This window comes from Azospirillum sp. UENF 312511 (genome assembly GCF_058780635.1).
The window spans coordinates 412,787-435,837 of record NZ_JBSNCG010000001.1; the positions used below are offsets into that span (position 1 = coordinate 412,787).

Here is a 23,051-nt window from a genome sequence, read left to right on the forward strand (position 1 = left end):
GTGATGGCTGGCGCTGAACAGCGGCTCACACTGTGGATCGGTGCCCGCGTTCTGCTATCCTACCATCCAAGGCCGTGGGCAAAAAGGATGGGCAAAACGGATGTGCGGCGCGTGACGGAGTCGGCAGCGGTGGATGGGGGGACCCCGCGCGTGGAGCAGAATCCGGCGCAGAATCTGGCATTGACGTGGCAGCTTTCGGAAATCCACGGCTGGGGTCTGGTCGGCGTCCACACGGCGCTGCATCTGATCGACCGGGGACGGCCGCCGCTCCTGCTGGAAAAGCCGCTTCTGTCCACCCTGCGGCCGGAGAACCGGGAAAAGCTGGAAAGCCTGATGGACGGCCATCGGCAGATCACCGCCATCGCCGACCGGTCGGGCGACCGGATGCTCGGCCTCAACGACTGCACCGTCCTGCACGCGCTCGGCAACGGCTTCGTCGCGGGACCGTTCTCCGCCCGGTTCCGCGGCAGCCGCAACGTTGGGGTCATCGCCTTCGAGGACACCCGGTTCGACGAGGACACGCTGCGCCGCGCGCGGAGCTACGACAAGCTCGTGGTCCATTCTGAATACAACAGGGCGCTGCTGGCCGAACAGGGCATCACCGACGTCGGCTGCGCCTTCCAGGGCGTGGACCCGGACGAGCTGGCGCCGGTCCCGTCGGCCCGGCGCTTCGGCGACCGCTTCGTCGTCTTTTCGGGCGGGAAGGTGGAGTTCCGCAAGGGGCAGGACATTGTGCTGGCCGCCTTCCGCCGGTTCCACGAGCGCCATCCCGACGCGCTGCTGGTCACCGCGTGGCACAACCCCTGGCCGCACACCTCCGCCGACATCGCCGAGTCCCCACTGGTGCCCTCCGCCCCCGCCGTTGGCGACAACGGCAAGCTGCGCATCGTGGAATGGGCGATGGACTGCGGCGTGCCGCCGGAGGGCTTCGTCGACATGGGCTTTCTCGGGCGCGGCCAGATCGCCGCCATCCTGGCGGACTGCCACGCCGCCCTCTTTCCCAACCGTTGCGAAGGGGCGACCAACCTCGTCGCCATGGAGGCGATGGCCTGCGGCGTGCCGGTCATCCTGTCGGCCAACACCGGTCATCTCGACCTGATCCGTGATGGCAACTGCCTGCCGCTGTCCCGGCAGGACCCGGTGCCCGACCCCGAATCAGGTCAAGGGGGCCGGCGCCGCGGTTGGGGGAATCCTCCGTCGAGGAAGCCGTCGCCCATCTCGAAACCCTCTACACCGACCGCGCCGCCGCCCGCGCCCGCGCCGACACGGCGCGGGCCTTCCTGCGCGGCGAGCGGACGTGGCGCGCCTTCGCCGAGGCCTTCGTGGCGGCGGTGGCCTAGGGATGGCACGGGATGCCAAGGCCCCCGAAGGCGGCCCGATCCACCGGCGGGCGCTGGCGAACGACCCGGCGGACGCGGTCGCGTGGCAGCACGCGGCGCTCGCCGCCCGCACGGCGGGCGACGGCCTGCGGGCGATCGCGCTGTTCGTCCGGGCCGCCCGCCTGCACGGTGACTTCGAGGCGCTCGGCCGGCAGATCGGGGAGCACCTGACTCTCGCCGCCGGCCGGGCCCTGGCGCAGGTGCAGGACGGGACGGCCGACGAAGCGGCGGCGATGCTGGAGCCCTTGGCGGGCCTCGTCCCGCCACAGGGCGACCTCGCCCGCGCCCTGGGTATCCTGCGGCTGGTCCAGGGCCGCGACGCGGAGGCCGAACGGCTGCACGCGGCTGCGAATTCCGGTGATTGCGGGTTGGGAGTCGCTCTGCGGGGGATCGCGCGCCACAAGGCCGACACCGACTTCCTCGGCACCGTGGTGATCCCTGCCCACCGGATGGAGGACACCATCGAGCGGGCGCTGGACAGCGTCGCGGCGGCGGCCCGCGTCTACCGCGAGACGGTGCGGAACCCGCGGGCGCAGGTCCATGTCTGCGTCGTCGACGACGCCTCCCCCGACGAGACGGCGTCGCGGGTCCTGCGCTGGGCGCGGGCTCATCCGGAGCAGAGCGTCGCGCTGATCGCGAACAACCGCAACCAGGGGGCGGGCCGGTCGCGCAACATCGGCGCCGCCGCGGCGCTGGGCCGGTACATCTGGTTCCTCGACGCCGACGATTATTTCTTCGAGCGGCATTTCGTGCTGACGGCAACGGTGCTGGACCGCACCCCCGACGCGGGGTTCGTCCGCACCGGGATGCACTTCGACACCATCGACGGGGAGATCACCCCGGCGTGGCGCGAGGCGTCGGAATTGAGCTACCCCTGCAACCTTTGTGTACGGCGCGCCTGCCATGAGATGATCGGCGGCTTCCCGGAGGAGGCGCCGTTCCACCCGGCCGTGGCCGACGACGTGGCCTACGGCCGGGCGCTCCACAGCATGTTCGGCGGAGTCCGGATCGTGGAGAAGACGGTCCATTACACGATGCGGGCGGACAACGCCCTGGCGCGGCAACGCCAGACGATGACCAGCGGCGTCAAGCCGACGGAGCAGGTCGCGTCCGACCCCCGCTTTGTGGCGATCGAGATACTGACCCAGCGTCGCCTCCACGCCCTGAAAGCCAGGAGAGACGCTTTTCTGCGCGACGGCGGCTGGACCGGACCGCCGTTCCTCAGGGCCAAAGGGGAGCCCGAGGGACCGCCCCCGACGCCGGTAGCCGCCCCGTCGGAAAGCCGGGACGCCCCGCGTGCCATCGACCTCGTCGCCATTGATCTCGTCGCAGTGGCGAAGGAGGCCATCCAGACCGGGCAACTCGACCGTGCCGTCGCCGCGCTGACCCGCGCCGCCTCCGAGGACCCCGGCCGCACCGAAGCCTGGTTCGAGTTGGGGTTGCTCGCGCACCGGCTTCGGCGCGACCGGCTTGCGCTGACGGCCTTCCGGGCGGTGGCGTGCCTTCACCCCGGCGCGGCCGCCGCGTGGTGCAATCTCGGCTCCATGCTGATCGACGCCGACGCTCATGCCCAGGCCGTCCCCCGGCTGCGCCGCGCCCTGGCGCTCCAGCCGGGCCATGCCAATGCCCAGTGCCTGCTGGGTCGCGCGACCCGGCGGCTCGGGCAGGACCGGCAGGGGGCGCGGGAGTTGGAGCGCGCGCTCCGGTTGGACCCGATGCGGCCCGATCTGAACGCGGACTGTGCGATCGCCGTCTTGGCCCTTGGCGACGGAGCGGGTGCTGCGGAGCACGCCCGGCGGGCGCTGCGGCTCAGCCCGGAGCTGTACGGCGGCCACGCGGCGCTGGCCGCAGCCCTGGAATCGCTCGGCCGCCCCGACGCGGCGCTGGTGGCCTGGGAGCGGGCGATCCGCTGCAACCCTGGGTTCGGCGAAGCCTTCACGCGCCGCGCGCTGTCCCTGCTGGCGCGGCGCTGGGGGCCGCCTCCGGCGCCTGCCCCGGCGGGCGGGCCGGGCCGCCGCCTCGCCTCGACCGTCCTGGGGCTCAACGGGCGGTTCGGCAACCAGCTTCTCCAATACGGCGCCCTGCGCCTCTACGCCGCCCGGCACGGCCTCACCCTGGAGGTTCCTCCCTGGCTCGGCCGCCACCTGTACGATCACGACGATCCGCTGCCCGGTCCGGCGCTGCCGCGCGTGGCGGAGGCGGAGGGGGAGGCCGCCGTGACCGCTTCCCTCCGCGGGGAGCCCTCCACCGTGTTGGCGGACCGCGAGGTGTCCGGCTATTTTTGCGGCGACACCACACCCCTGGCGCCGTTCAAGGAGGAGTTCCGCGCGCTGTTCACGCCGGGCCGCCACCTCCAGCCCCACGCGGATGCGCTGCTCGGTCGTCTGCGTGACGCCGGGCGGACCGTCGTGGCGCTGCACCTCCGGCGCGGGGATTTCGGCTGGGGGCGGTTCTGGATCGCCCCGGCGTCCTGGTATCGGCACTGGCTGGAGACCGTCTGGCCGACGCTCGACCGGCCTGTCCTGTTCATCGCGACCGACGATCCCGCCCAACTGCGGGAGTTCGCCGCCTACCGCCCCGTCACCGCCAGCGATCTGGCCGAGCCGATCGCGGGTGCGGAGTTCTTCACCGACTTTCACGTCCTTTGCCACGCCGACCGGGTCGCCATTTCCAACAGCTCCTTCTCCTTCGTCGCCACCATGCTGAACCGCAACGCCGGCGGGTTCCATCGGCCGGACCCGGCGCGCCGGGCGCTGGTCCCCTACGATCCCTGGGCAGCCCCGGTCCTGATCTGATCGACGATTCGAAAGCTCGCACGCATGGCCTTCTCCACCAAAGCCACCCTGGATCGACCCGACCCCGCGGCGCTTGTCGCGGCGGGCCTCGCCCATCACGGGGCGGGCCGGCTGGCCGAAGCGGAAAGCGCCTACCGGCGGGTTCTCGCCGACCACCCCCGCCACCCGGACGCCCTGCATCTTCTGGGCGCGCTGGCGCTGCAGTGCGGCAAGCCGGCGGAGGCCGTGGAGTGGATGAGGCAGGCCATCCGCTCCGCCCCCGACAACGCGGCCTGCTTCTCCAACCTCGCCAGCGCGCTGCGGCGGCTCGGCCGGCGCGCCGAGGCCGTGGCCTGCTGCCGGCGCGCCCTGGCGCTGGACGCCGGCTCCGCCGATGCGCTCAACAACGTTGCGAACGTGCTGTCGGACCTGGGCCGGCACGGCGACGCCGCGACCGCGCTGCGCCGACTGCTGCGCCTCAAGCCCCAGCTGACCGACCAGCGGCTTCTGCTGGCGCAGGCACTCATCCTGGACGGCCGCGCCGAGGCGGCGATCGAGGAGCTGATGGTGCTGCTCGGCATGACGCCGTCGTCGGTCGCCGCCTACGCCAACCTGGGCATGGCCCACCGCCGTCTCGGCCGGGCCGAGGAGGCGGTCCGCTACTACTGCTGCGCGCTGGGCTTTGCACCGGGCGATCCCGGCGTCCTCAACAACCTGGGCGTCACGCTTCAGGATCTCGGGCGGCTCGACGAGGCGGTGGCCTGCTTCCGGCAATCCATCGCGATGCAGCCGGGTGCTGCGCACACCCACCTCAACCTCGGGCTGGCGGCCCGTGACCTGATGCGGATTGACGAGATGATCGCCCTGACGCGGTCCGCGGTCCGGCTCGACCCGTCCTTGGCGGAGGCACACACCGCGCTGAGCTTCGGGCTGCTCATCAAGGGCGAACTGGAAGAAGGGTTCGCCGAGTATGAATGGCGGTCGCGCATGGCCGACTTCCCGTCGCCCCGGCGCAGCTTCGCCTCACCCGCCTGGGACGGCTCCGACCTCAGCGGCCGGACCCTTCTGGTCCATGACGAGCAGGGGGTGGGCGACACCATCATGTTCGCCCGGTTCGCCCAGCGGCTTCAGGCGCGGGGTGTCCGCGTCGTCATCGAGTGCAACAGCCAGCTCGTCCGCCTGCTCTCCGCCATGCCGGGCATCGAGGGCGTGGTCAGCCGGTTCGACCCGCCGCCGCCGCACGACGCGCACGACGCCCTGGCCAGCCTGCCGCATCGGCTCGGCACCATGCTCTACACGATCCCCGCCGACACCCCCTATCTGCGCGCCGAGCCGGAACTGGCGACACGCTGGGCGGCGCGCCTGGGGCCGCGGGAGAGGCTGCGGGTGGGGCTGGTGTGGGCGGGAAACCCCGGTTTCAAGGCGGATCACATCCGTTCGCCGCGCCTGAAGGCATTTCTTCCGCTGCTGGACGTTCCAGGCGTCACGGTCTACGGCCTGCAGAAGGGGGCGGGGCGGCAGGACCTGGAGACCTGCGGGCCTCTGCCGCCGTCCTTCATCGACCTCGGCGCGGAGATTTCGGACTTCGCCGACACCGCGGCGATCATGGGAAACCTCGACCTCGTCATCAGCTCCTGCACGGCGCCGGCCCATCTGGCCGGGGCGCTCGGCCGTCCAGTCTGGACGGTGCTGCCCTTCGCCCCCGACTGGCGCTGGCTGGACCAGGGGATGTGCACGCCGTGGTACCCGACCATGCGCCTGTTCCGCCAGGCCCGGCGCGGCGAGTGGGCGCCCGTCGTCGGCCGCGTCCGTGCGGCTCTCCAGGCCCTGGCCCGGTCCCGCCCGTAACCCATCGCGCAGGGCGTCAGGGCGTAAATCTCAGTGCGTAACTCTCAGGACGTCCAGGGTTCGAAGGGCCGGACGCGGCGGGCGGCGACGTCCGGCTCGACGAACAGGCGGGCGCGGGTGTTGAGGCGGGCGGCCAGCGTGCTGAAGCCGCTGGCGGCGCTGGTGCCGACCACGTCGGCGTTCATCAGCACGTGGAAATCCTGAAGGAAGTCCAACCCAACCCACTCCTCCACGACGTCGGCCCGGGTCAGGGGATGGAACTCCGCGAAGGCGTGCCGGATCACCGCGACGTCGTCGCTGGCCACATAGAGCACCGGCCGGTCGAGACGCGGCCACCAATCGCGCAGCCAGTCGACGTACCAAGCGGTCTCGGTGATCGGGTAGTTGGACGTCACGAAGTCGCCGCGCCGGATGTGGAGCGCGACCACCGTGTTTCCCGCAGCCCGCAACCGCTCGACCGCCGGGGCGAGGTGCGGCTCCCAGACCCGGCGCGGCCTCAGCCAGGACTGGACCCGCTGCCGGTATTCCCGCTTGTGCTCGAACAGGAACAGGGGCGAAAGGATGTCGCGGTCGGCGATCGGCGCCCGCTCCGTGGTGCCGCTGACCAGATCGTTGAGGATGCGGCGGGAAAACAGCAGCGGCGGCAGCGGGTCGCTCTGCGGCGGATCGTTCAGCTCGAAGAAGGCGCCCCCCACCCAGTCGGGAGTCTCCAGCACGAAGCCGTGCTTCTCGGCGTAGAGCCGGACCAGGATGTATTCCAGGACGGTGTGGGCGAAGCGGCCGCGGGTGGCCAGGGACGAGGAGGTCACGCGCGGCGGCCGGTGCCCGCCGTCCGCCCCCACGGCGGCGGGGCGGATCAGCTGAAGCCCCTGATCGGCCAGGGTCGCGCGCAAGGCGGCGAGCGACTTCACGGTGAAGAACCAGCCGTTGTCCCCGCGGACCGCCGCCAGCCGGTCGCGGGCCGCCCGGGGGGCGCCGTCCCGCAGGTCGAGCGCGGCGAGCGCGGTCAGGCACTCCCCGCGATAGACCACGCCGCCGAGCGGCGCCGAGGCCAGCCGGGTGAAGAACGCCCGGCCCTCGGTCAGCCGGTCGCCGCGCAGGAAGACGTTGGTCAGCAGCTCGATGCTGAGGGACACATCGGCGCCGGGGAGCGGCAGGCTTTCGATCAGTTCGCCTTCGGCCTCGGCCAAGCGGCCCAGATCGCTCAGCACCGTTGCCACCCGCAGATGGGCGAGGGCAAGCCCCAGCCGCGCCGACCGCCGGTAGGCGCGCAGAGCCTGCAGGGGATCGCCGTGGGCGTACAGGGCGTTGCCGAAATTGTACCAGTATTCCGGGCTGGCCGGTTCGAGAGCCAGCGCGCGCCGCAGGCTGGCCTGGGCCGCGGCGTCATCGCCGCGTTCGAGCAGGGTGTTGCTCAGATTCATGTGGGCGGGCGCCAGATCGGCCTTGACCGCGATGGCGCGGACCAAGCTGTCCACCGCCTCGTCGAGCTGGCCGGCGCGGCGGAGAACCACCCCCAGATCGTGATGGACCTCGGCCAGACCGGGGTCGAGGTGGGCGGCACGGCGCAGCGCGTGAAGGGCTTGCGGCGTCCCGGCATCGCCCTGGGCCTGGAAGGTGTTGCCGAGATTGCGCCAAGCCTGCGGGTGGCCCGGATCGAAGAGGGTCAGCCGCCGCCAGTCGGCGGTGGCCTCCGCGGGATAGCCGGCCTTGTCCAGCATGATGGCCCGGTTGGCGCGCGCCTCGATCCAGTCGGGACTGAGCCGGAGCGCCCGCCCGATCAGGGTCAGGCCCGCGGCCGGCCGGCCGGTCTGCCACTCGGCCATTCCGAGCAGATACAAGGCGTTGGGGTTTGCCGGGTCGGCTTCTATGATGCGGCGATAGAGAACGGCCGCCTCGGAAACGCGGCCGGCGCGATGATCGGCGAAGGCCTTGGCCAGGATTTCACCGATCGTGGCCATTACCCTCTCCCTCAGTCTTCGAACCGCGGCCCGGATTATCGACACCCGTGCGGGCGTGTTCAGGCGGCCGAAGGTAGCCCAGCGGCGGCCGGCCGATCAACTCGGAGCGGGCCGGATGGCTCCTGTGCAAGACGGAACGGTCAAAACATCGTCAGTTGATCGCCGCGGGCCGGAGGGGGCTTGAAGTCGCCGCAGTTGAGGGCGGCGTCGCGGGCGTTGAGCCCGAGGCGCCGGCAAGCCAGTTTGAACCGCTTCGACAGCAGCTCCGCCACCGGGCCGGAGCCCTTCATGCGGCTGCCGAATTGGGACTGGTACAATTCCCCCTCACGGCACTGGCGGATCAGGCTGAGCACCCGTTCGGCGCGGTTGGGCGCGTGCTCGCGCAGCCACTCCTCGAACAGGTCTTTGATCTCCAGCGGCAGGCGCAGCAGGATGTAGTTGGCTTGCGTCGCCCCGGCCTCCGCCGCCGCGGTCAGAATGGCTTCCAGCTCATGGTCGGTGAGCCCCGGGATCATCGGGCTGGCCAGCACCGCCACCGGCACGCCGGCCGCCGTCAGCTCACGCATGGCGGCGAGGCGCCGGACGGGCGTGCTGGCCCGCGGCTCCATCCGGCGGGCGAGGTCGCGGTCGAGCGTGGTGACCGACAGCGCGACGTTGACCAGCCCCTTGGCCGCCATCGGCGCCAGGATGTCGAGGTCGCGCAGGACCAGCGCCGACTTGGTGATGATCATTACCGGCTGGTTGAAGTCGCGGCAGACCTCCAGCACGGCGCGGGTGATGCGCTGCTCCCGCTCGATGGGCTGGTAGGGATCGGTGTTGGCGCCGAGCGCCAGCGGCTGGCAGCGGTAGGATTTTGCGCGAAGCTCCGCCGCGAGAAGCTCCGCCGCCCTGGCCTTGCGGAAGATCTTCGTCTCGAAATCCAATCCCGGTGACAGGCCGAGATAAGCGTGGGTCGGCCGGGCGAAGCAGTAGATGCAGGCGTGCTCACAGCCCCGGTAGGGGTTCACCGACCGTTCGAAGATCACGTCGGGCGACGTGTTCTTCGACAGGACCGAGCGGGCGGTGTCGTCGAAGACCTGGGTCGGGACGGTCTCCGTCACCGCCTCGTTCCCGCCCCAGCCGTCGTCGGCCAGCACCCGCGTCTCCCGCTCGTAGCGGGAGGTCAGGTTGCTGATCGCTCCCCGTCCTTTCAGGGCCTGCCGCGGAATCTCGTCCATGGGGACAGGATAGCCGCGGCAAAGAAGAACGTAAAGGGAACGATTGTGTGCCGGCTGGTGCAGCGGCCGGGTCGGGCCTTACTGGACCTTCGGCGGCGCCGCCTCGGCGGCCTTGGGGTCCACCAGTCCCTTGTCCAGCTTGGCCTGGATGTCCTCCTTCAGTGGCTCCTCCTCCGCGGTGCGGAGCGCGCGGGTCCATTGGAAGCGGGCCTCGTTGCGGCGCCCGACGCGCCAGTAGGCGTCGCCCAGATGGTCGTTGATGGTGGCGTCGGTCGGCTTCAGCTCCACCGCGCGCTCCAGCTTCTCCACCGCCCCTTCGAAATCGCCGGTGCGGTAGAGCGCCCAACCCAGGCTGTCGACGATGTAGCCGTCCTTGGGGCGCAGGGCGACGGCCTTCTCGATCATTGTCTTGGCCTCCTCCAGGTTCAGCCCGCGGTCGACGTAGCTGTAGCCCAGATAGTTCAGCAGGAAGGCCTCGTCCGGCTTCAGCGCCAGCGCCGCCCGCAGGTCGCGTTCGGCGTCCGGCCAGCGGTCCACCTTGTCGTAGGACATGGCGCGGGCGTAGAGCACCGCCCAATGCCGCTCCTCCGGCGTGCCGATGCGCTCCAGCGCCTTGCTGTAGCTGTCGGCGGCCTCGCCGTAGCGCTTGGCGACGCGGTACAGGTCGCCCAGCCGGATCAGCGCGTCCGTCCGCTCGGGACGCTCGGCGGACAGGGCGGAGAAGGCGGCGATGGCGTCGTCGGTGCGCTCCAGCCGGGCGAGGCTCTCGGCGGCGCGCAGCCGGGCGGTCCAGCCCAGCACCGGGTCCTTCTCCAGCGCCTGGAACTCGACCAGCGCGTCGGCGTGGTGGTCGCGGTTCTCCATGATGTCGCCGATCATCAGCCGCGCCAGGGACAGGTCGGGGCGCAGATGAAGGGCGATCCGTCCGAACAGCAGGGCGGTTTCCTCCGCCCCCTCGTGATGGATGGCGCTGCCAAGGTCGAACAGGGCCTCCGCCAGGCCCTGCTTGGCGTCGGACACCACCGGGGCGGTGGTCTTGCCCTCGTCCAGCGCCTTCAGCGCCGGCTCGACCATCAGGCTGTCGGGGTTGCCGGCGCGGAAGGACTCGTAGAGCTTGCGGGCCTCGTCCTTGCGGCCGGTGCGCTCGTAGAAGCTGCCGACGATCTGGATGACGCGCAGCGGCGTCTCCTTGTCGAGCACGCGGGCGAAGCGCTCCGCGGCGGCGTCCTTGCGCCCGCCCAGCTCCAGCACCAGACCGGCGTGAAGGTCGTGCAGGGCGGCGAAGCCGCTGGCGGTGGACAGCGGCTCCAGCGCCTTCAGCGCCGCGTCGGTCTTGCCCTCCGCGGCGGCCAGCCAGGCGTCGATCAGCGGGCCGATGTATTTCGCCATGCCCTCCTTGGGCATGCGCGCGGCCATGGCCTTGGCTTCCTTCAGCTTGCCGCGGGCCAGATTGTCGGAGGCCAGCAGGGCGATGGCCATCTGCGGGTCGTTGTCCTGCTCCAGCAGCCGCTTGGCGAGGTCGATGGCGGCGTCGAACTGCCCTTCGCCCAGCTTCAGCAGGTAGGTGCGGCGCAGCAGCGTCAGGTCGCCGGGGTCAGCGGACAGGGCGTGCGCCATGAACAGGGCGGCGGCGGCCCAATCGTCCTGACGCTGGGCGAAGCGCCCGGCCAGATAGCTGCCGGTCGCCGAGGTCAGCGACGGACGTTCCGTCGCCGCCGGGGCCGCGGCGACGGCGTTGCCGGCCGGCAGGAGGCCCGCCGTGGAAAGGAGCAAGGCACCGAGCGCCGTCCGACCCAACCGGGTCCGCCCAAATCGGAATGTCATCATGCCGCGTCCACCTGCACGCCTACGGAGTCCGGATCAGGAAAGCCTGAAACTCGATTCCTCAGTCTAACACCAACCGCTGGCAAGGGTTAACACGCTGCAGCCCGAGCCATCGCATGTCTCGGCCGCCCGGCACCCTCCGGTCAACGCCACTCGGCGGCGACCCGCCCGATGATCTCCGGACGCAGGACGTCGACCGCGTGGGCGTCCATGTGGGCCGCCAGCGAGTCCGGCATGTCCGGCGACAGGGCGGCGCCCTCGACCCGCCAGCGGGCCATCCAGGACAAGGTGCGCAGCCAAGTCAGCCGGCGCAAGGGCTGGCGCCACGGGCGCACCGCCTCGGCCAGCGCGGGCGGCACCGCCGCCTCCCAGGCTTCGTGGAACGCCGCGACCTCGTCGGGGGCCAGCACCGCCGCGACCTCCCGCTCCCACATGGTGGAGGTGTAGAGGCTGGCGTGGGCGAGGTCGATGGCCGGGTGGCCGTACTGGGCCTTCTCCAGATCGGTGAACCACGCCTTGCCGGCGGCGTCGATCAGGAAGTTGCCGGGGTGGACGTCGCTGCCGACCAGCGTGATGGGGATCGGCGCCGCGCAGTGGAAAGCGCGGGCGTCGTCGAGTTCCCGCTCCAGCAGGGCGAGAGCGTCCGGCGCCAGTCCGGCGCGCTCGAACCACACCGCCTGCCGCTCCACTTGGGCCAGGGTCGCTGCCACCGGGTCGGCAGGGGCGGGCAGGGGGGCACGCTCGCCGTCCGGCGGCAGGGGCAGGGCGTGCAGGGCGGCGAGCGCCCGCGCGATGGCCGGCATGTCGCCCGGCAGGCGCGGCGGGCGCCCGACGATCTCCGTCACCACCAGTGCGCCCATGGGCAGCTCCGGCCCCGGCGGCAGGACGGCGGCCAGCTCCGGCGTGTGTCCGCTGGGGGCGGCGCGGCGGAAGGCGGTGGCCTGCTGCTCCAGATTGGCGAAGGGGTCGAGCCCGAGCTGGCTCCAGCGCGGGACTCGGGCGACCAGGCCCTTTCCCGACAGCCTCACATGGTCGTGTGCCACGCCCCGGCGCGGCATCGGTTCCAGCGCGCCGGAGGGCAGGCCGGCAAAAGCCGGCAGCCGCGTCAGGGCGCCGTGCAGGCCGGCTGTGCCGGTCACACCTGATGCTCGCGCAGGCGCGGCATCAGTTCGACGAGGTTGCAGGGACGGTGCCGGTTGTCGAGCTGGAAGACCAGGATGTCGTCCCAGGCGTCGCGGCAGGCGCTGGGCGACCCCGGCAGGGCGAAGATGTAGGTGCCGTTGGCAACCCCGCCGGTCGCCCGGCTCTGGATCGTCGAGGTGCCGACCTTGGCGTAGCTGAGCTGGCGGAACAGTTCCCCGAAGCCGGGGATCGCCTTGTCGAACAGGGCTTCCACCGCCTCAGGCGTCACGTCGCGGCCGGTCACGCCGGTGCCGCCGGTGGTCAGCACCACGTCGATCTCCGGATCGGCGATCCAGGCCTGGACCTGGGCGCGGATGGCGGCGACGTCGTCCTTCACGATGGCGCGGGCGCCCAGCCGGTGGCCGGCGTCGGCCAGCCGCTCCGCCAGCGCGTCGCCCGAACGGTCGTCGGCGGGCGTGCGCGTGTCGGACACGGTCATGACCGCGATGTTGACGGGCAGGAACGGGCGCGATTCGTCGATCTTCGGCATGGTGGGGCTTCGGTCAGGGGGCGTCGCCGTGTTGCGCGACCTGGGTGGACCGGGCCGCCGGGAAGACATCCACCGGCATATAGACCGGCCAGCCGCCCGCCGCAACGGCGTCCAGCGATTCGATTTCCTGCCCCAGCCGCAGCCGGTAGATCCAGAAGTTGGCGACGACCTTCTCGACGTAGTTCCGTGTCTCGGCGTAGGGCAGGCTCTCAATGAAGAGCAGCGGGTCGTTGCCGATGTCTGACAGATCGCGGCGCCAGCGCGCCAGCGTGCCGGGGCCGGCGTTGTAGGCGGCAGCCAGCAGGAACAGGTTGTTGCCGATGTCCTGGCTGTTCAGCAGCTCCGCCATGTAGCGCTGCCCGAGTTCCATGTTGGTGGAGGGGTCGAACAGGCCCGTACGGCCGGCGTCGGCCTCGCCGATGTCGGCGTTGCGCTCCTGCACGTGCTGGGCGGTGGCCGGCATGATCTGCATCAGGCCGGTGGCTCCGGCGGAGCTGACCAGCTTGGGGTCGAAGCGCGACTCCTGACGCATCACTGCGAAGACCAGCGCGCGGTCCACGGCGAAGCCGTCGCGCGGCTTCCAGTGCGGCACCGGGTAGAGGGCCGCCGTGTAGGGTGCGCCGTCCGGACCGGCCACCGCGTTGCCGACCTGGAGCGCCAGCCCCGGCAGCCCGGCGCGGTCGGCCAGCGCCACCAGCGCCTGTTCGGCCAGCGTGTCGCCGCGCGGGTGGATGCGGCGCAGTTCCAGCTCCGCCGCTTCGCGCTGGCCGGCCTGGATCAGGGCGATGGCGCGGGTGCCGCCGGGCAGGGCGGACAGCGCCTTCAGATGCTCTCCGGTCAGCTCCGGCGTGCGCCAGTTGAGGTCGCCCGAGCCGCCCAGCTTGCGGTGGGCGAGCAGCCCATAGAAGGTGTGCGGGTAGCGCGCCGAGGCGGCCAGATGGGTGCGGGCCTGCTCCTCGCGGCCCCGGCGGGCGTGGGCGCGGGCGGCCCAGAAATCGGCGGCGGAGGCCAGCCAGGGCGATCGCGGTCCAGCCTCGGCCAGATTGGTGAAGTGGCGGGCGGCGCGGTCGTACTGCTTCAGCCGCCAGGCGGCGAGGCCGGCGATCCAATGCGCCTCCGTCAGCGCCGGGCCGGAACGGGCGGCGCTGGCCGAGGCCAGCGACAGCGCCTGCGTCACGTCGCCGGAATAATAGAGCGAGGCGGCGATGCGTGCCCGCGCCTGGTCGTACTGCACCGAGTCGAGGCTGCGCCCGAAGTCGTCCTGGTTGAGCAGGGCGAGCGCCGCCGCCGGCTTGCCGGCGCGCAGCAGGTCGGTCACGCGGGACGGGGTGGTGTGATTGGCACGGCTGGCGGTGCGGCTGCGCGGGGCGACGGTGAGCTTGGTCTTGTCCTCGGCGGCCTCGGCGCTCTTGTCCGGGTCGGACTGGTCCTCGTCGGCGACGGCCTCCGGCAGCGGTTCGGGGCGCAGGCCGCCCAGCCGCTCCAGCGATCCGGTCAGCCGCTCCCCGTCGCTGCCGCGCGGCGGCTTCAGGGCGCGCTGCTGGCCGGCGGGGGCGCGGCGCTGGGCCAGGGCGTGGATGCGCTCCGCCCCCGGCAGGTCGCCGTAGCGCTGGAGCCAGCCGGCCAACTCGTCGTAGCTGGCCTTGCGGTCGGGGTGCAGATAGCGCTGGCGCAGCACATGGCCCAACAGGCGGCGGTCGCGCAGCAGGCGGATTTCCCAATCGGCGCCTTCCCATTCGCCCCGCTCCTGGAGCGCGAAGATGCGCCGGTAATGGCGGGCGTCCTCTTCCGTCAACTGGACGGCGCGCGCGTCGGCGTCCGTCGCCAGGAGCAGGGTCTGCTCGGCACGATCAAATCCCGGCGGGACGACGGGGCGTCCATCCGGTGCGTGAATCACAAGGCCGGCCTGGGCCGGGCGATAGCCGCCCGTCGGGTCGGGTGCCGCGCACAGCGCCAGCGCCACCCCCGCCATTCCCAGGACCTTCCGCCGCAGCGAGACGGTGTTTGCTGCGCTGCACAATATCCGGAACATGTTATTCGAATAACCGCAGTGGAGGGGAATCGCAAGAAGATGATTCCCCAACAGCGGTCAATGCCGTCTGTTCGCAAGGCTTTTCAGCAACTTAGTGGGGGCGGAAAAATGGCTCTAGCCCAGTGGGAAGACCCTTTTGGCGTAAGGTCATGGGTCTTTCTGTGCCGCTTGGCGCAACGGCATAGCGGCGACTTGGTAAACCACTCCGATCTTTCGAAGTACTTGGGCAATGTTTGGAATGTCTATGGATCTCGAATGTTCGAATGACCGTGCAAGAATAAACGCAATAAGCGGGACATTTTAGAAAATCAGCGGCGTTAACCATCGCGAAGGCGTGCCCCCACCCCGGCCCTCCCCCGCTGCGAGGGAGAGGGTGCCTTATGCGAAGCGACGTCCGTCCCCTCCACCTCGAAGAGGGGGAGGGTTAGGGAGGGGGCAGAAAGCCGCCTTTTTAAGGGCCGCCCTTTTAAGGTTTGCCCGGAAAGCGCTGGCGCAGGGTCAGCAGGTCGCGCCACGCCTCGCGCTTGGCGATGGGGTTGCGCAGCAGGTAGGCCGGGTGAAGCATCGGCAGGACCGGCACCGGGCCGGGCAGGCCGGGGGACGCGTAGTCGAACCAGCGGCCGCGCAGGCGGGTGATGCCCTCCGCCCGGTTGAGCAAGGTCTTGGCGGAGGTGCCGCCCAGCGGCACCAGCACCTTCGGCCCGATCAGCTCGACGTGCCGTTCCAGGAAGGGCAGGCAGGCGGCGATCTCCGCCTGGGTCGGCGAGCGGTTGCCGGGCGGACGCCAGGGCAGGATGTTGCTGATGTAGACCGTGCCGCGGTCGAGCCCCACCTGGGCCAGCATGCGGTCGAGCAGCTTGCCGCTGACCCCGACGAAGGGCTTGCCCTGCCGGTCCTCGTCCTCGCCCGGCGCCTCGCCGATCAGCATGATGTCCGCGGCGGGGTTGCCGTCCGCGAACACGGTGTTCATCGCCGTTGCCTTCAGCGGGCAACCGTCGAAGGCGCGCAGCGCCGCCTCCAACTCCTCCAGGCTGCGCGCCTCGGCGGCGCGGGCCCGGGCGCTCGCCCCGGCCTCGCTGGCGCCCAGCGGCAGGTCCGACCCGGTCGCCGCGCCGAACATCGACGCGCTGGAGGGACCCCCGAACGCCGACCGCGGCGTCGTCGCCGGGGCGGGGCGCGCCGCGGCGGGCGGCAGCGCCGATGCGCCGGCCGGCGCACGCGCCGCCGCCGGCCGGGCGGCCAGCGTCGCCCAGTCCAGGGGCTCGTCCCCGATGGCCTCGTCGCACCCGATGTCGACGTGCCAGCGCAGGGCGGCGAGGATGTCGGATTGGTCAATCATCGTTTGACCTTACCACGGCTCCTGTGGTCTTACATGGGCTTAGATATCCTTTTTGGCGGGTGCGAAAGGCATACGCCGTTCCGAAAGCCGCCGGACCCTGCGGAAATGGCCCCGGCGCTTCAATCAACCGGGAGGCATGGGGACCATGGATCGCGATCCGCGCGAGGTGATGGAGTACGACGTCCTTGTCGTCGGAGCCGGCCCGTCGGGCCTGAGCGCGGCCATCCGCCTGAAACAGCTCGCCAACGAGGCGGGGCAGGAACTGTCGGTCTGCGTCGTGGAGAAGGGCTCGGAGGTCGGTGCCCACCTGCTCTCCGGCGCGGTGTTCGAGCCGCACGCGCTGGACGAGCTGATCCCGGACTGGAAGGAGAAGGGCGCGCCGCTCACCACCCCGGCGCGCGAGGACCGCTTCCTCTTCCTCACCGAGACCAAGGCCCTCAAGTCGCCCTTCGCCCCGCCGCAGATGCACAATCACGGCAACTACATCATCAGCCTCGGCAACCTCGCCCGCTGGATGGCCGGGCAGGCCGAGGAGCTGGGTGTGGAGATCTACCCCGGCTTCGCCGCGGCGGAGGTGCTCTACGACGACACGGGCGCCGTCAAGGGGGTCGCCACCGGCGACATGGGCATCGGCAAGGACGGCGAGAAGACCGCCAACTACACCCCGGGCATGGATCTGCACGCCAAGCAGACCATCTTCGCCGAGGGCTGCCGCGGCTCGCTGACCAAGACGCTGTTCGAGCGCTTCGACCTGCGCCGCGACGCCGATCCCCAGACCTACGGCATCGGCATCAAGGAGCTGTGGGAGGTCGATCCCGCCAAGTCGCAGCCCGGCCTGATCGTCCACACCATCGGCTGGCCGATGGACCCCAAGACCTACGGCGGCTCCTGGCTCTACCACATGGAGGGCAACCTGGTGTCGGTCGGCTTCGTGGTCGGGCTCGACTACGAGAACCCGCACCTGTCGCCGTTCGAGGAGTTCCAGCGCTACAAGACCCACCCGGCGATCCGTCCGACCTTCGAGGGCGGGCGGCGCATCGCCTACGGCGCGCGGGCGCTGTCGGAGGGCGGGTTCCAGTCGATCCCCAAGCTGACCTTCCCCGGCGGTGTGATCGTCGGCGACGCGGCGGGCTTCCTCAACGTGCCCAAGATCAAGGGCAACCACACCGCCATGAAGTCGGGCATGCTGGCGGCCGAGGCGGTGTTTGAGCTGCTCTCCGCCGAAGCCCCGGCGCGCGAGGCGGTGGCCTATCCGGAGAAGCTGAAGGCGTCCTGGGTGTGGTCGGAGCTGTTTGCTGTGCGCAACATCCGCCCCGGCTTCCAGAAGGGCCTGTGGGCGGGTCTGGCGAACGCGGCCTACGAGACGGCGACCAAGGGCAAGTCGCCGTGGACGCTGCACCACCGGCACGGCGACCACGAGACGCTGAAGAGGGCCTCGGAGATGCCGAAGATCGCCTATCCCAAGCCGGATGGCGTGGTGTCGTTCGACCGGCTGTCCTCGGTGTACCTGTCGAACACCAACCACGAGGAGGGCCAGCCGGCGCATCTGACGCTGAAGGACGCGTCAGTGCCGATCGCGGTCAATCTGGCGCTCTACGACGCGCCGGAGACGCGCTACTGCCCGGCGGGCGTGTACGAGATCGTACGGGCGGAGGACGGCCGCGACCCGCGCCTGCAGATCAACGCGCAGAACTGCGTGCACTGCAAGACCTGCGACATCAAGGACCCCACCCAGAACATCAACTGGGTCGTCCCCGAGGGCGGCGGCGGCCCGAACTATCCGGGCGGGATGTAAGGCCCCGCTCCACCGCCGCTTTACCGCCGCGGGCCGAAGCGCTTGCGCGGGGCGCCGCGGAAACCGGCCTTGGGCGGCGGCTCGCGCCGCTGCCCGGCGGACCGCGCCCCGCGCGTGGCGAGCAGGTCGGCCAAGCGCCGGCTGATCTCGCCGCGGCGGCTGCGCACCGCCTCCCGTTCCGGGAACAGCGACGGGAATTTGCGCGCCGCCCAGTAATAGAGGTCGCAGGCCCGCGACAATCCCTCCAGCGCTGCCCCGTCCAGCCCGTCGAGCCGCGCCGGGGCGAAGCGCCCGAGGGGCGACGGCTCCCCGGCCTCCACCGCGCCGAGGATGGCGGCGAGGATGCGGGCCTCCGCCTCGTCCTCCAGATCGGCGGGGATCAGCAGCAGGTCCAGTTTGGCGGGCAGGGTCAGCCGCCGCTCGTCCAGCATCACCGCCAGCCGCCGCATTCCCGACAGGTCGCCCACCCGGTAGGGCGACCCCGCCGTGCGGGCGTCGGCGAAGCAGTCCAGCAGCAGGACCGTCTCCTCCGTCCCGATGTGATCGGCCAGACGGGCCAGCATGGCGCGGGTCGGCCGCACGGTCAGCGGAGCGTCGGCGCGCAGCCGCCCGTCCGCCTTCTCCAGCAGGGTGCGCAAGGCCTGCGGCGTGCCGCGGCCGACCACGCCGAACTCCCCCGACTCGAACTTGCCGAACCGCCCGGCGCGGCCGGCGATCTGCTTCACCTCCGTCGCGCTCAGCGGGCGAACGCTGGTCCCGTCGAACTTCTCCAGCGCGGTGAACAGCACGCGGCGGCAGGGCAGGTTCAGCCCCATGCCGATGGCGTCGGTCGCCACCACCACGTCGGCCTCGCCGGACAGGAAGCGCGCCGCCTCCCGCCGCCGCACCTCCGGGGCCAGCGCGCCGTAGACCGCGGCGACCGACAGGCCCTTGGCGCGCAGCGTGTCGCGCACCGTGTGGATCTCCCGCCGGGAGAAGGCGATCAGCGCGTCGCCGGGCTCCACCTCCTCCCAGTTCAGGCGGCGGTCGATCAGGGTCAGCGGCACCTTGCGCTCCAGTTCGATCACCTCCAGCCGCTCGCCGAGATGGGCCGCCACCCGCTCGACCAGCGGGCGGGCCTCCGGAGCGCCCAGGATGTAGACGGTCTCCGCCGGGGCGCCCATCAGCGCCGCCGTCCAGGCCCAGCCGCGGTCGGGGTCGGCGAGCATCTGGATTTCGTCGATCACCGCCACTTCGACCGGTCGGTCGGGGTCCATCACCTCGATGGTCGAGGCGGTGTGGCGGGCGCCAGGGGTTGAAATCGCCTCCTCGCCGGTCAGCAGGGAGGCGGGCGTGCCTTCGGCGTTCAGCCGCTCCATCACCTCGAGCGCCAGAAGGCGGAGCGGCGCCAGATAGATGCCGTCCCAGGCGCCCTTCAGCGCCTCGATGGCGTGGTGGGTCTTGCCGGAGTTGGTCGGGCCGATCACCAGGACCAGCCGCCGCCCCAGCCCGCGGGCCACCGGGAACAGCTTCTCGAAGCGGGCGAGATCGAAATGCCGGTCCACATAGGCGCGCCCACGCGCCTCCGCCCGCTCGCGGCGCCAGACGGCGAACTCGCGGTCCCAGCGCTCCAACAGCTCGTCCACCCCGTGGCGGTTGCGGGCGGCGCGGGACAGCCGCTCGGCCAGCGACGCGAAGGTCCAGGCATCGTCCGCACCGTCCGCCTCCCCGGCGTAGCGGTGCAGCCGGGCGGCGGTGCGCGACAGCGCGTCCTCCAGCGCGGCGGCCAGCGCCGGGTCGCCCTCCAGCCGCAGGGCCAGATCGTCGTCCGTCAGGTCGGCCAGTTCCATGGCGTCGAGCACGCGCGACACCTGGAGCCGCACCGGGGCGGGCAGGCCGGGCCAGGGCAGGTCCTCGCCGCGCACCGCCCTGACCCGCGTGAGGTCATCCGCCGGGTGCAGGCTGGTCGACCAGCCCTCCAGCGCGCGGCGCCCCTGGGCGAGCAGGGCGTTGCGCCGCCGCGCGCGGTCGAGCGTGCCCTGGATCTCCAGAAGCACCGCCTCGCGGCGCTCCGCCGGAACCAGCAGGTCGCGCTTGCCCTTGGGCAGCGGCAGGCCGAGCGGCACCAGACCCAGCCCCTCGCCATGGGCCACCCGCGTCACGCCCGCGGCGGCGGCGGTCACCACGTCGGGGTGGGCGCTGGCCAGCTCGTGCACCAGATGCGGGTCGGCGGGCTCGCTGGTGTTGGAAGGGCCGGCGTGGGAAGGGTCGGGAGAGGTCATGTCCATAGGGCGCGGTCTCTGGAGAGCTTTTCACAAATTCGCACTGGCGGTCCGCGGCCATCCATGTCATGAGCCACGTCCCGCAGGGGCAGTCCCGGCCCCGAGGCAGGCATCAAGCCATGACCAGACCGCTCCGCGCAAAGATTCTCCGACCCGACCTCGATCCGGCCAACCGCAAGGGCTCCAGCGGGGAGAACCGCTGCCGCTGCTGCGGGCGGCCCGGCGGCGCCGTCGTGCGCTGCCTGCCGGACGGCCGCTGGTACGATGCCGCCGACCAGACCTGGCGCGACGGACGCGGGCGGCGGGCGGCCTGGCCCGACGTGGTGGAGTATGCCGAGACGCGCGACGTGCAGGTCGTGGTGCGCCCGGTCCGCCCCTCCGGCAACCCGGAAGCCCGCCCGAAGAACCTCTGCCGCCGCTGCCACATGCAGGAGGAGGCGCTGCGCAACGCCATACGCTCCCGCATCCGGGCGCGGATGCGCCGCGCGCTGGGCGACCTGTTCCTCGGCGACTATTCGTCGCCCGGAATCCTGGAACGCGCCATGGCGCTCTACCGCCGCAAGCCCTGAGTCCAAAGCGAACGTCCGTTCGCATTGGACTCACATCGCCTCACTCGCCGGCGGGCTTCGGCCGCACGTGCGGCCGGGACCGCCGTCGCGGTCCAAAGCGAGAGGTTTCTACACCGGTTCCTGCGGCTCGCCGGGCATCGGCGGGGCCTCCACCGGCTCGTCCGGCGGGGCGTCGGGGGGCAGCGGCATGGGGATCGGCACATCGGGTTCCTGCCGGGGCGGCGGGTAGGGGCTCATGTCCGGTCTCCGGTGATGGGGTGGGGCCGTTCTGTGGAAACACCGCCTCCGCGCAATCGCTCCCTTGGTTCCTCTACCGGTGCGGCGCATGACCAAAATCAAAGCGGCGGACCGGGGCATCGCGGACAATGCCCGCGAAAGGATCGCCCGCCCATGCCCAGAAGCTTCATTCTCGCTCCGCTTGCCAAGACACAGGCCGATCAGGCGCTGCCCGTCGTCCAGACCCTGCACCGTGACATGACGCTGGACGAGTGGCGGCAGGTGGCCGCCCTGTTCCTGCAGGATGGCGGCGACGGTGGGGTGATGGCCTGCGAGATGAGCGACGGCCACATCCGCGGCCTGTTCTGCTACCGCGTCAGCGCCGAAGGGATGATCCGCGTGCTGACGGTGCCGATCTTCATCGCGGTTGGGCTGTTCGACGCCGCGGTGACCTCGGCGGCGCAGGCCGACGGCATCGACCTGCTGGCGCGCAAGCTGGGTTGCTCGTCGGTGGTGGTGGACGAGCGCGGCTGCGTCGTCGCGGCGACCGCGCCGAAGCTCGACGCCGCGGGCCTGTTCGGCCGGCTGGGCTACCGCCGGGTCGGGCAGGCCTTCGTGAAGGACGTGGCGGCGGGATTCGGCGGCGAGGGCTATCCGGTGGCGGGCCGGGCCTGAAACGGAATGGAGCGGGGGATCAGGCGGCGGCTTCGAGCACCGCCGGATTCTCGATGCGGATGCGGTCGTTGGTCAGGCGGGTGATCGCCCCGGCGACCTCCAGCTTGCGCAGCACGCGCGACAGCGTTTCGGGGCGCAGGCCGAGATAGGCGCCGATGTCCACCTTCGGCATGGGAAGGAAGACGCTGGGCGTTCCGTCGGCCAGCGGCCGCGACCGCCGCGACAAGGCGAGGAGGAAGCTGGATACCCGCTCCACCGCCGTCTTGCAGCCGAGCAGCAGGATCTGGTCCTGCGCCGCCGACAGCTCGACCGAGGTCATGGCGAGCAGCCGCCCCTGAACCGCCGGGTGCCGTTCCATCAGGCGGCGCAGCGCCGTCCGCGACATCCGGCAGACGGTGGAGGCGGTGACGGTCTCGGCGGTGTAGGCGTAGCCGCTGCCCACGGCCAGCCCGATCACGTCGCCCGCCGTGGCGAAGCCGGTGATCTGCTGCCGGCCGTCCGGCAGGGTCTTGTAGAGCTTCAGCATGCCCGACATGACGGTGAAGACGGCCTCGGCCTCTTCCCCCTCCATCACCACCGGGGTCGCCGACAGCAGGTCCAGCGGACGCGACGTCGTCGACAGGTCCGGCAGGTCCCCGGCGGTCAGGGCGCCGCACAGTCCCTTGCTCCGCGCCGAGCAGCCGGCGCAGCGGCCGGTCACCGTCTCCGCCGCCCGCGTCGGCGGAGCGGGAATCGGCGGCGGGACAATGGCTGCGGTGGTGGCGGCGGCGACGGAGAAGGTCATGACATGTACCCCTGGGCTGTCTCGCTTCGGCGCCGTGGGACGGCGCGCTCGCTTCGGACGTCCGGTCCGGACCAAAGCATCAAACTAAGGTCTTGAAACCGAGCCAAAGGTATGAGGTATGACCAGGACCCGCCCTGATCTGGATCAACCGGGCCCCGGATCGGTCCGGCGGTGGGGCAACCGGACAGGGCAACGGCCCGGAGGGTGATCCGGGCCGCGAGGCATGATTTCGTTGCGGTTCAGAGAGTCCGGCCGGGCCGTCCGCGCGGCGGGAAGCGGCTGGAGGTGGCGCGCATGGTGCCGTCCGCCATCGGCATGTCGCCGGATTCCGCGTCCTCGTCGTCGCCGCGGGGGCGACGGGACTCGCGGTCCGTCACGCGTGCCGCTTCGGCGCGGGTGACCGAGGCTTCCAACTCACGGATGCGCGCCTGCAGGCTGCCGACGACCGCGGCGCCCGCCTGACGGGACTTGAACTGTTCGAGATCCTGCTTCAGGCGGAGCAGTTGACTCTTCTGTTCCTGGAGGCTCGGACCGTCCCGGCGCTTCGTTACGCGATAGACTTTTTCGTCAAATCGGTTCACTGCGTTTCTCCTGTCTGCTCTTAAGCAGATTGGGTCGACGCGCCGCTGCACCATCTCTCGAATGGGATAGGCCCTGCATTTCCACCGCTGGTGGCAGCGGAGGGAACGTCCTTTGCGGTGATTC

General features: G+C 71.3%; 17 protein-coding genes. 6 read left to right on the forward strand and 11 right to left on the reverse strand.

What is annotated here, in order from left to right; translation table 11 throughout:
• The first annotated feature begins 111 nt into the window (after positions 1–111).
• From ACWPN7_RS01850 to ACWPN7_RS01860, 3 genes are read left to right on the forward strand one after another with little or no spacing between them, the layout of a single operon-like run.
• Complete coding sequence (locus ACWPN7_RS01850) at positions 112–1,512, forward strand: glycosyltransferase family 4 protein (RefSeq protein WP_492273099.1); 1,401 nt, start codon at positions 112–114, stop codon at positions 1,510–1,512.
• Positions 1,394–4,174 (forward strand): glycosyltransferase, encoded by a 2,781-nt coding sequence (locus ACWPN7_RS01855; protein WP_492273241.1) that lies wholly within the window; start codon positions 1,394–1,396, stop codon positions 4,172–4,174. The genes ACWPN7_RS01850 and ACWPN7_RS01855 overlap by 119 nt, the downstream gene beginning before the upstream one ends.
• A 24-nt stretch (positions 4,175–4,198) precedes the next feature.
• Positions 4,199–6,001: a tetratricopeptide repeat protein gene (locus ACWPN7_RS01860; RefSeq protein ID WP_459198185.1), complete on the forward strand. Its 1,803-nt coding sequence runs from the start codon at positions 4,199–4,201 to the stop codon at positions 5,999–6,001.
• A 44-nt stretch (positions 6,002–6,045) separates the two neighbouring features.
• Here ACWPN7_RS01860 and ACWPN7_RS01865 read toward each other — a convergent pair whose 3' ends face one another.
• The 7 genes from ACWPN7_RS01865 to ACWPN7_RS01895 form a co-directional block, all read right to left on the reverse strand.
• Positions 6,046–7,962: a tetratricopeptide repeat protein gene (locus ACWPN7_RS01865; protein ID WP_459198184.1), complete on the reverse strand. Its 1,917-nt coding sequence runs from the start codon at positions 7,960–7,962 to the stop codon at positions 6,046–6,048.
• A gap of 140 nt (positions 7,963–8,102) precedes the next feature.
• Positions 8,103–9,179, reverse strand: coding sequence for a PA0069 family radical SAM protein (locus ACWPN7_RS01870; protein WP_040134587.1), 1,077 nt, complete (start codon positions 9,177–9,179; stop codon positions 8,103–8,105).
• A gap of 78 nt (positions 9,180–9,257) precedes the next feature.
• The gene (locus ACWPN7_RS01875) at positions 9,258–10,952 is read right to left on the reverse strand and encodes a tetratricopeptide repeat protein (protein WP_456531819.1); all 1,695 of its coding nucleotides are present in this window, start codon (positions 10,950–10,952) and stop codon (positions 9,258–9,260) included.
• A gap of 194 nt (positions 10,953–11,146) precedes the next feature.
• Complete coding sequence (locus ACWPN7_RS01880; protein WP_459198183.1) at positions 11,147–12,142, reverse strand: aminoglycoside phosphotransferase; 996 nt, start codon at positions 12,140–12,142, stop codon at positions 11,147–11,149.
• A complete protein-coding gene (gene moaB, locus ACWPN7_RS01885; RefSeq protein ID WP_349621891.1) occupies positions 12,139–12,675 on the reverse strand; it encodes a molybdenum cofactor biosynthesis protein B in 537 nt (178 codons plus the stop codon). The genes ACWPN7_RS01880 and moaB overlap by 4 nt, the downstream gene beginning before the upstream one ends.
• A gap of 13 nt (positions 12,676–12,688) precedes the next feature.
• Positions 12,689–14,647, reverse strand: coding sequence for a lytic transglycosylase domain-containing protein (locus ACWPN7_RS01890; RefSeq protein ID WP_459198182.1), 1,959 nt, complete (start codon positions 14,645–14,647; stop codon positions 12,689–12,691).
• A gap of 526 nt (positions 14,648–15,173) precedes the next feature.
• Positions 15,174–16,046, reverse strand: coding sequence for a uracil-DNA glycosylase (locus tag ACWPN7_RS01895; RefSeq protein ID WP_407825622.1), 873 nt, complete (start codon positions 16,044–16,046; stop codon positions 15,174–15,176).
• A gap of 145 nt (positions 16,047–16,191) precedes the next feature.
• On the opposite strand from ACWPN7_RS01895, the gene ACWPN7_RS01900 reads away from it, so the two are divergent.
• Complete coding sequence (locus ACWPN7_RS01900; protein ID WP_459198204.1) at positions 16,192–17,841, forward strand: electron transfer flavoprotein-ubiquinone oxidoreductase; 1,650 nt, start codon at positions 16,192–16,194, stop codon at positions 17,839–17,841.
• A 20-nt stretch (positions 17,842–17,861) separates the two neighbouring features.
• Here ACWPN7_RS01900 and ACWPN7_RS01905 read toward each other — a convergent pair whose 3' ends face one another.
• A complete protein-coding gene (locus tag ACWPN7_RS01905; RefSeq protein WP_459198203.1) occupies positions 17,862–20,108 on the reverse strand; it encodes a helicase-related protein in 2,247 nt (748 codons plus the stop codon).
• A 113-nt stretch (positions 20,109–20,221) separates the two neighbouring features.
• Between ACWPN7_RS01905 and ACWPN7_RS01910 the strand changes: the two genes are divergently transcribed.
• Positions 20,222–20,671 (forward strand): hypothetical protein, encoded by a 450-nt coding sequence (locus ACWPN7_RS01910; protein WP_051658290.1) that lies wholly within the window; start codon positions 20,222–20,224, stop codon positions 20,669–20,671.
• A gap of 108 nt (positions 20,672–20,779) precedes the next feature.
• Here ACWPN7_RS01910 and ACWPN7_RS01915 read toward each other — a convergent pair whose 3' ends face one another.
• Positions 20,780–20,908 carry a hypothetical protein gene (locus ACWPN7_RS01915; protein ID WP_014197696.1) on the reverse strand — a complete coding sequence of 43 codons (129 nt, stop codon included), beginning with the start codon at positions 20,906–20,908 and terminating at the stop codon, positions 20,780–20,782.
• A 153-nt stretch (positions 20,909–21,061) separates the two neighbouring features.
• On the opposite strand from ACWPN7_RS01915, the gene ACWPN7_RS01920 reads away from it, so the two are divergent.
• Positions 21,062–21,562: a hypothetical protein gene (locus ACWPN7_RS01920; protein ID WP_014197695.1), complete on the forward strand. Its 501-nt coding sequence runs from the start codon at positions 21,062–21,064 to the stop codon at positions 21,560–21,562.
• A 19-nt stretch (positions 21,563–21,581) separates the two neighbouring features.
• Here the strand turns inward: ACWPN7_RS01920 and ACWPN7_RS01925 are convergent, their stop codons facing one another.
• Together ACWPN7_RS01925 and ACWPN7_RS01930 are read right to left on the reverse strand one after the other, a co-directional pair.
• On the reverse strand, positions 21,582–22,346 hold the full coding sequence (locus ACWPN7_RS01925) for a Crp/Fnr family transcriptional regulator (RefSeq protein ID WP_051658289.1): 765 nt from the start codon (positions 22,344–22,346) through the stop codon (positions 21,582–21,584).
• Positions 22,347–22,585: 239 nt separating this feature from the next.
• Positions 22,586–22,927, reverse strand: coding sequence for a hypothetical protein (locus ACWPN7_RS01930; RefSeq protein WP_040134581.1), 342 nt, complete (start codon positions 22,925–22,927; stop codon positions 22,586–22,588).
• Positions 22,928–23,051 lie beyond the last annotated feature (124 nt).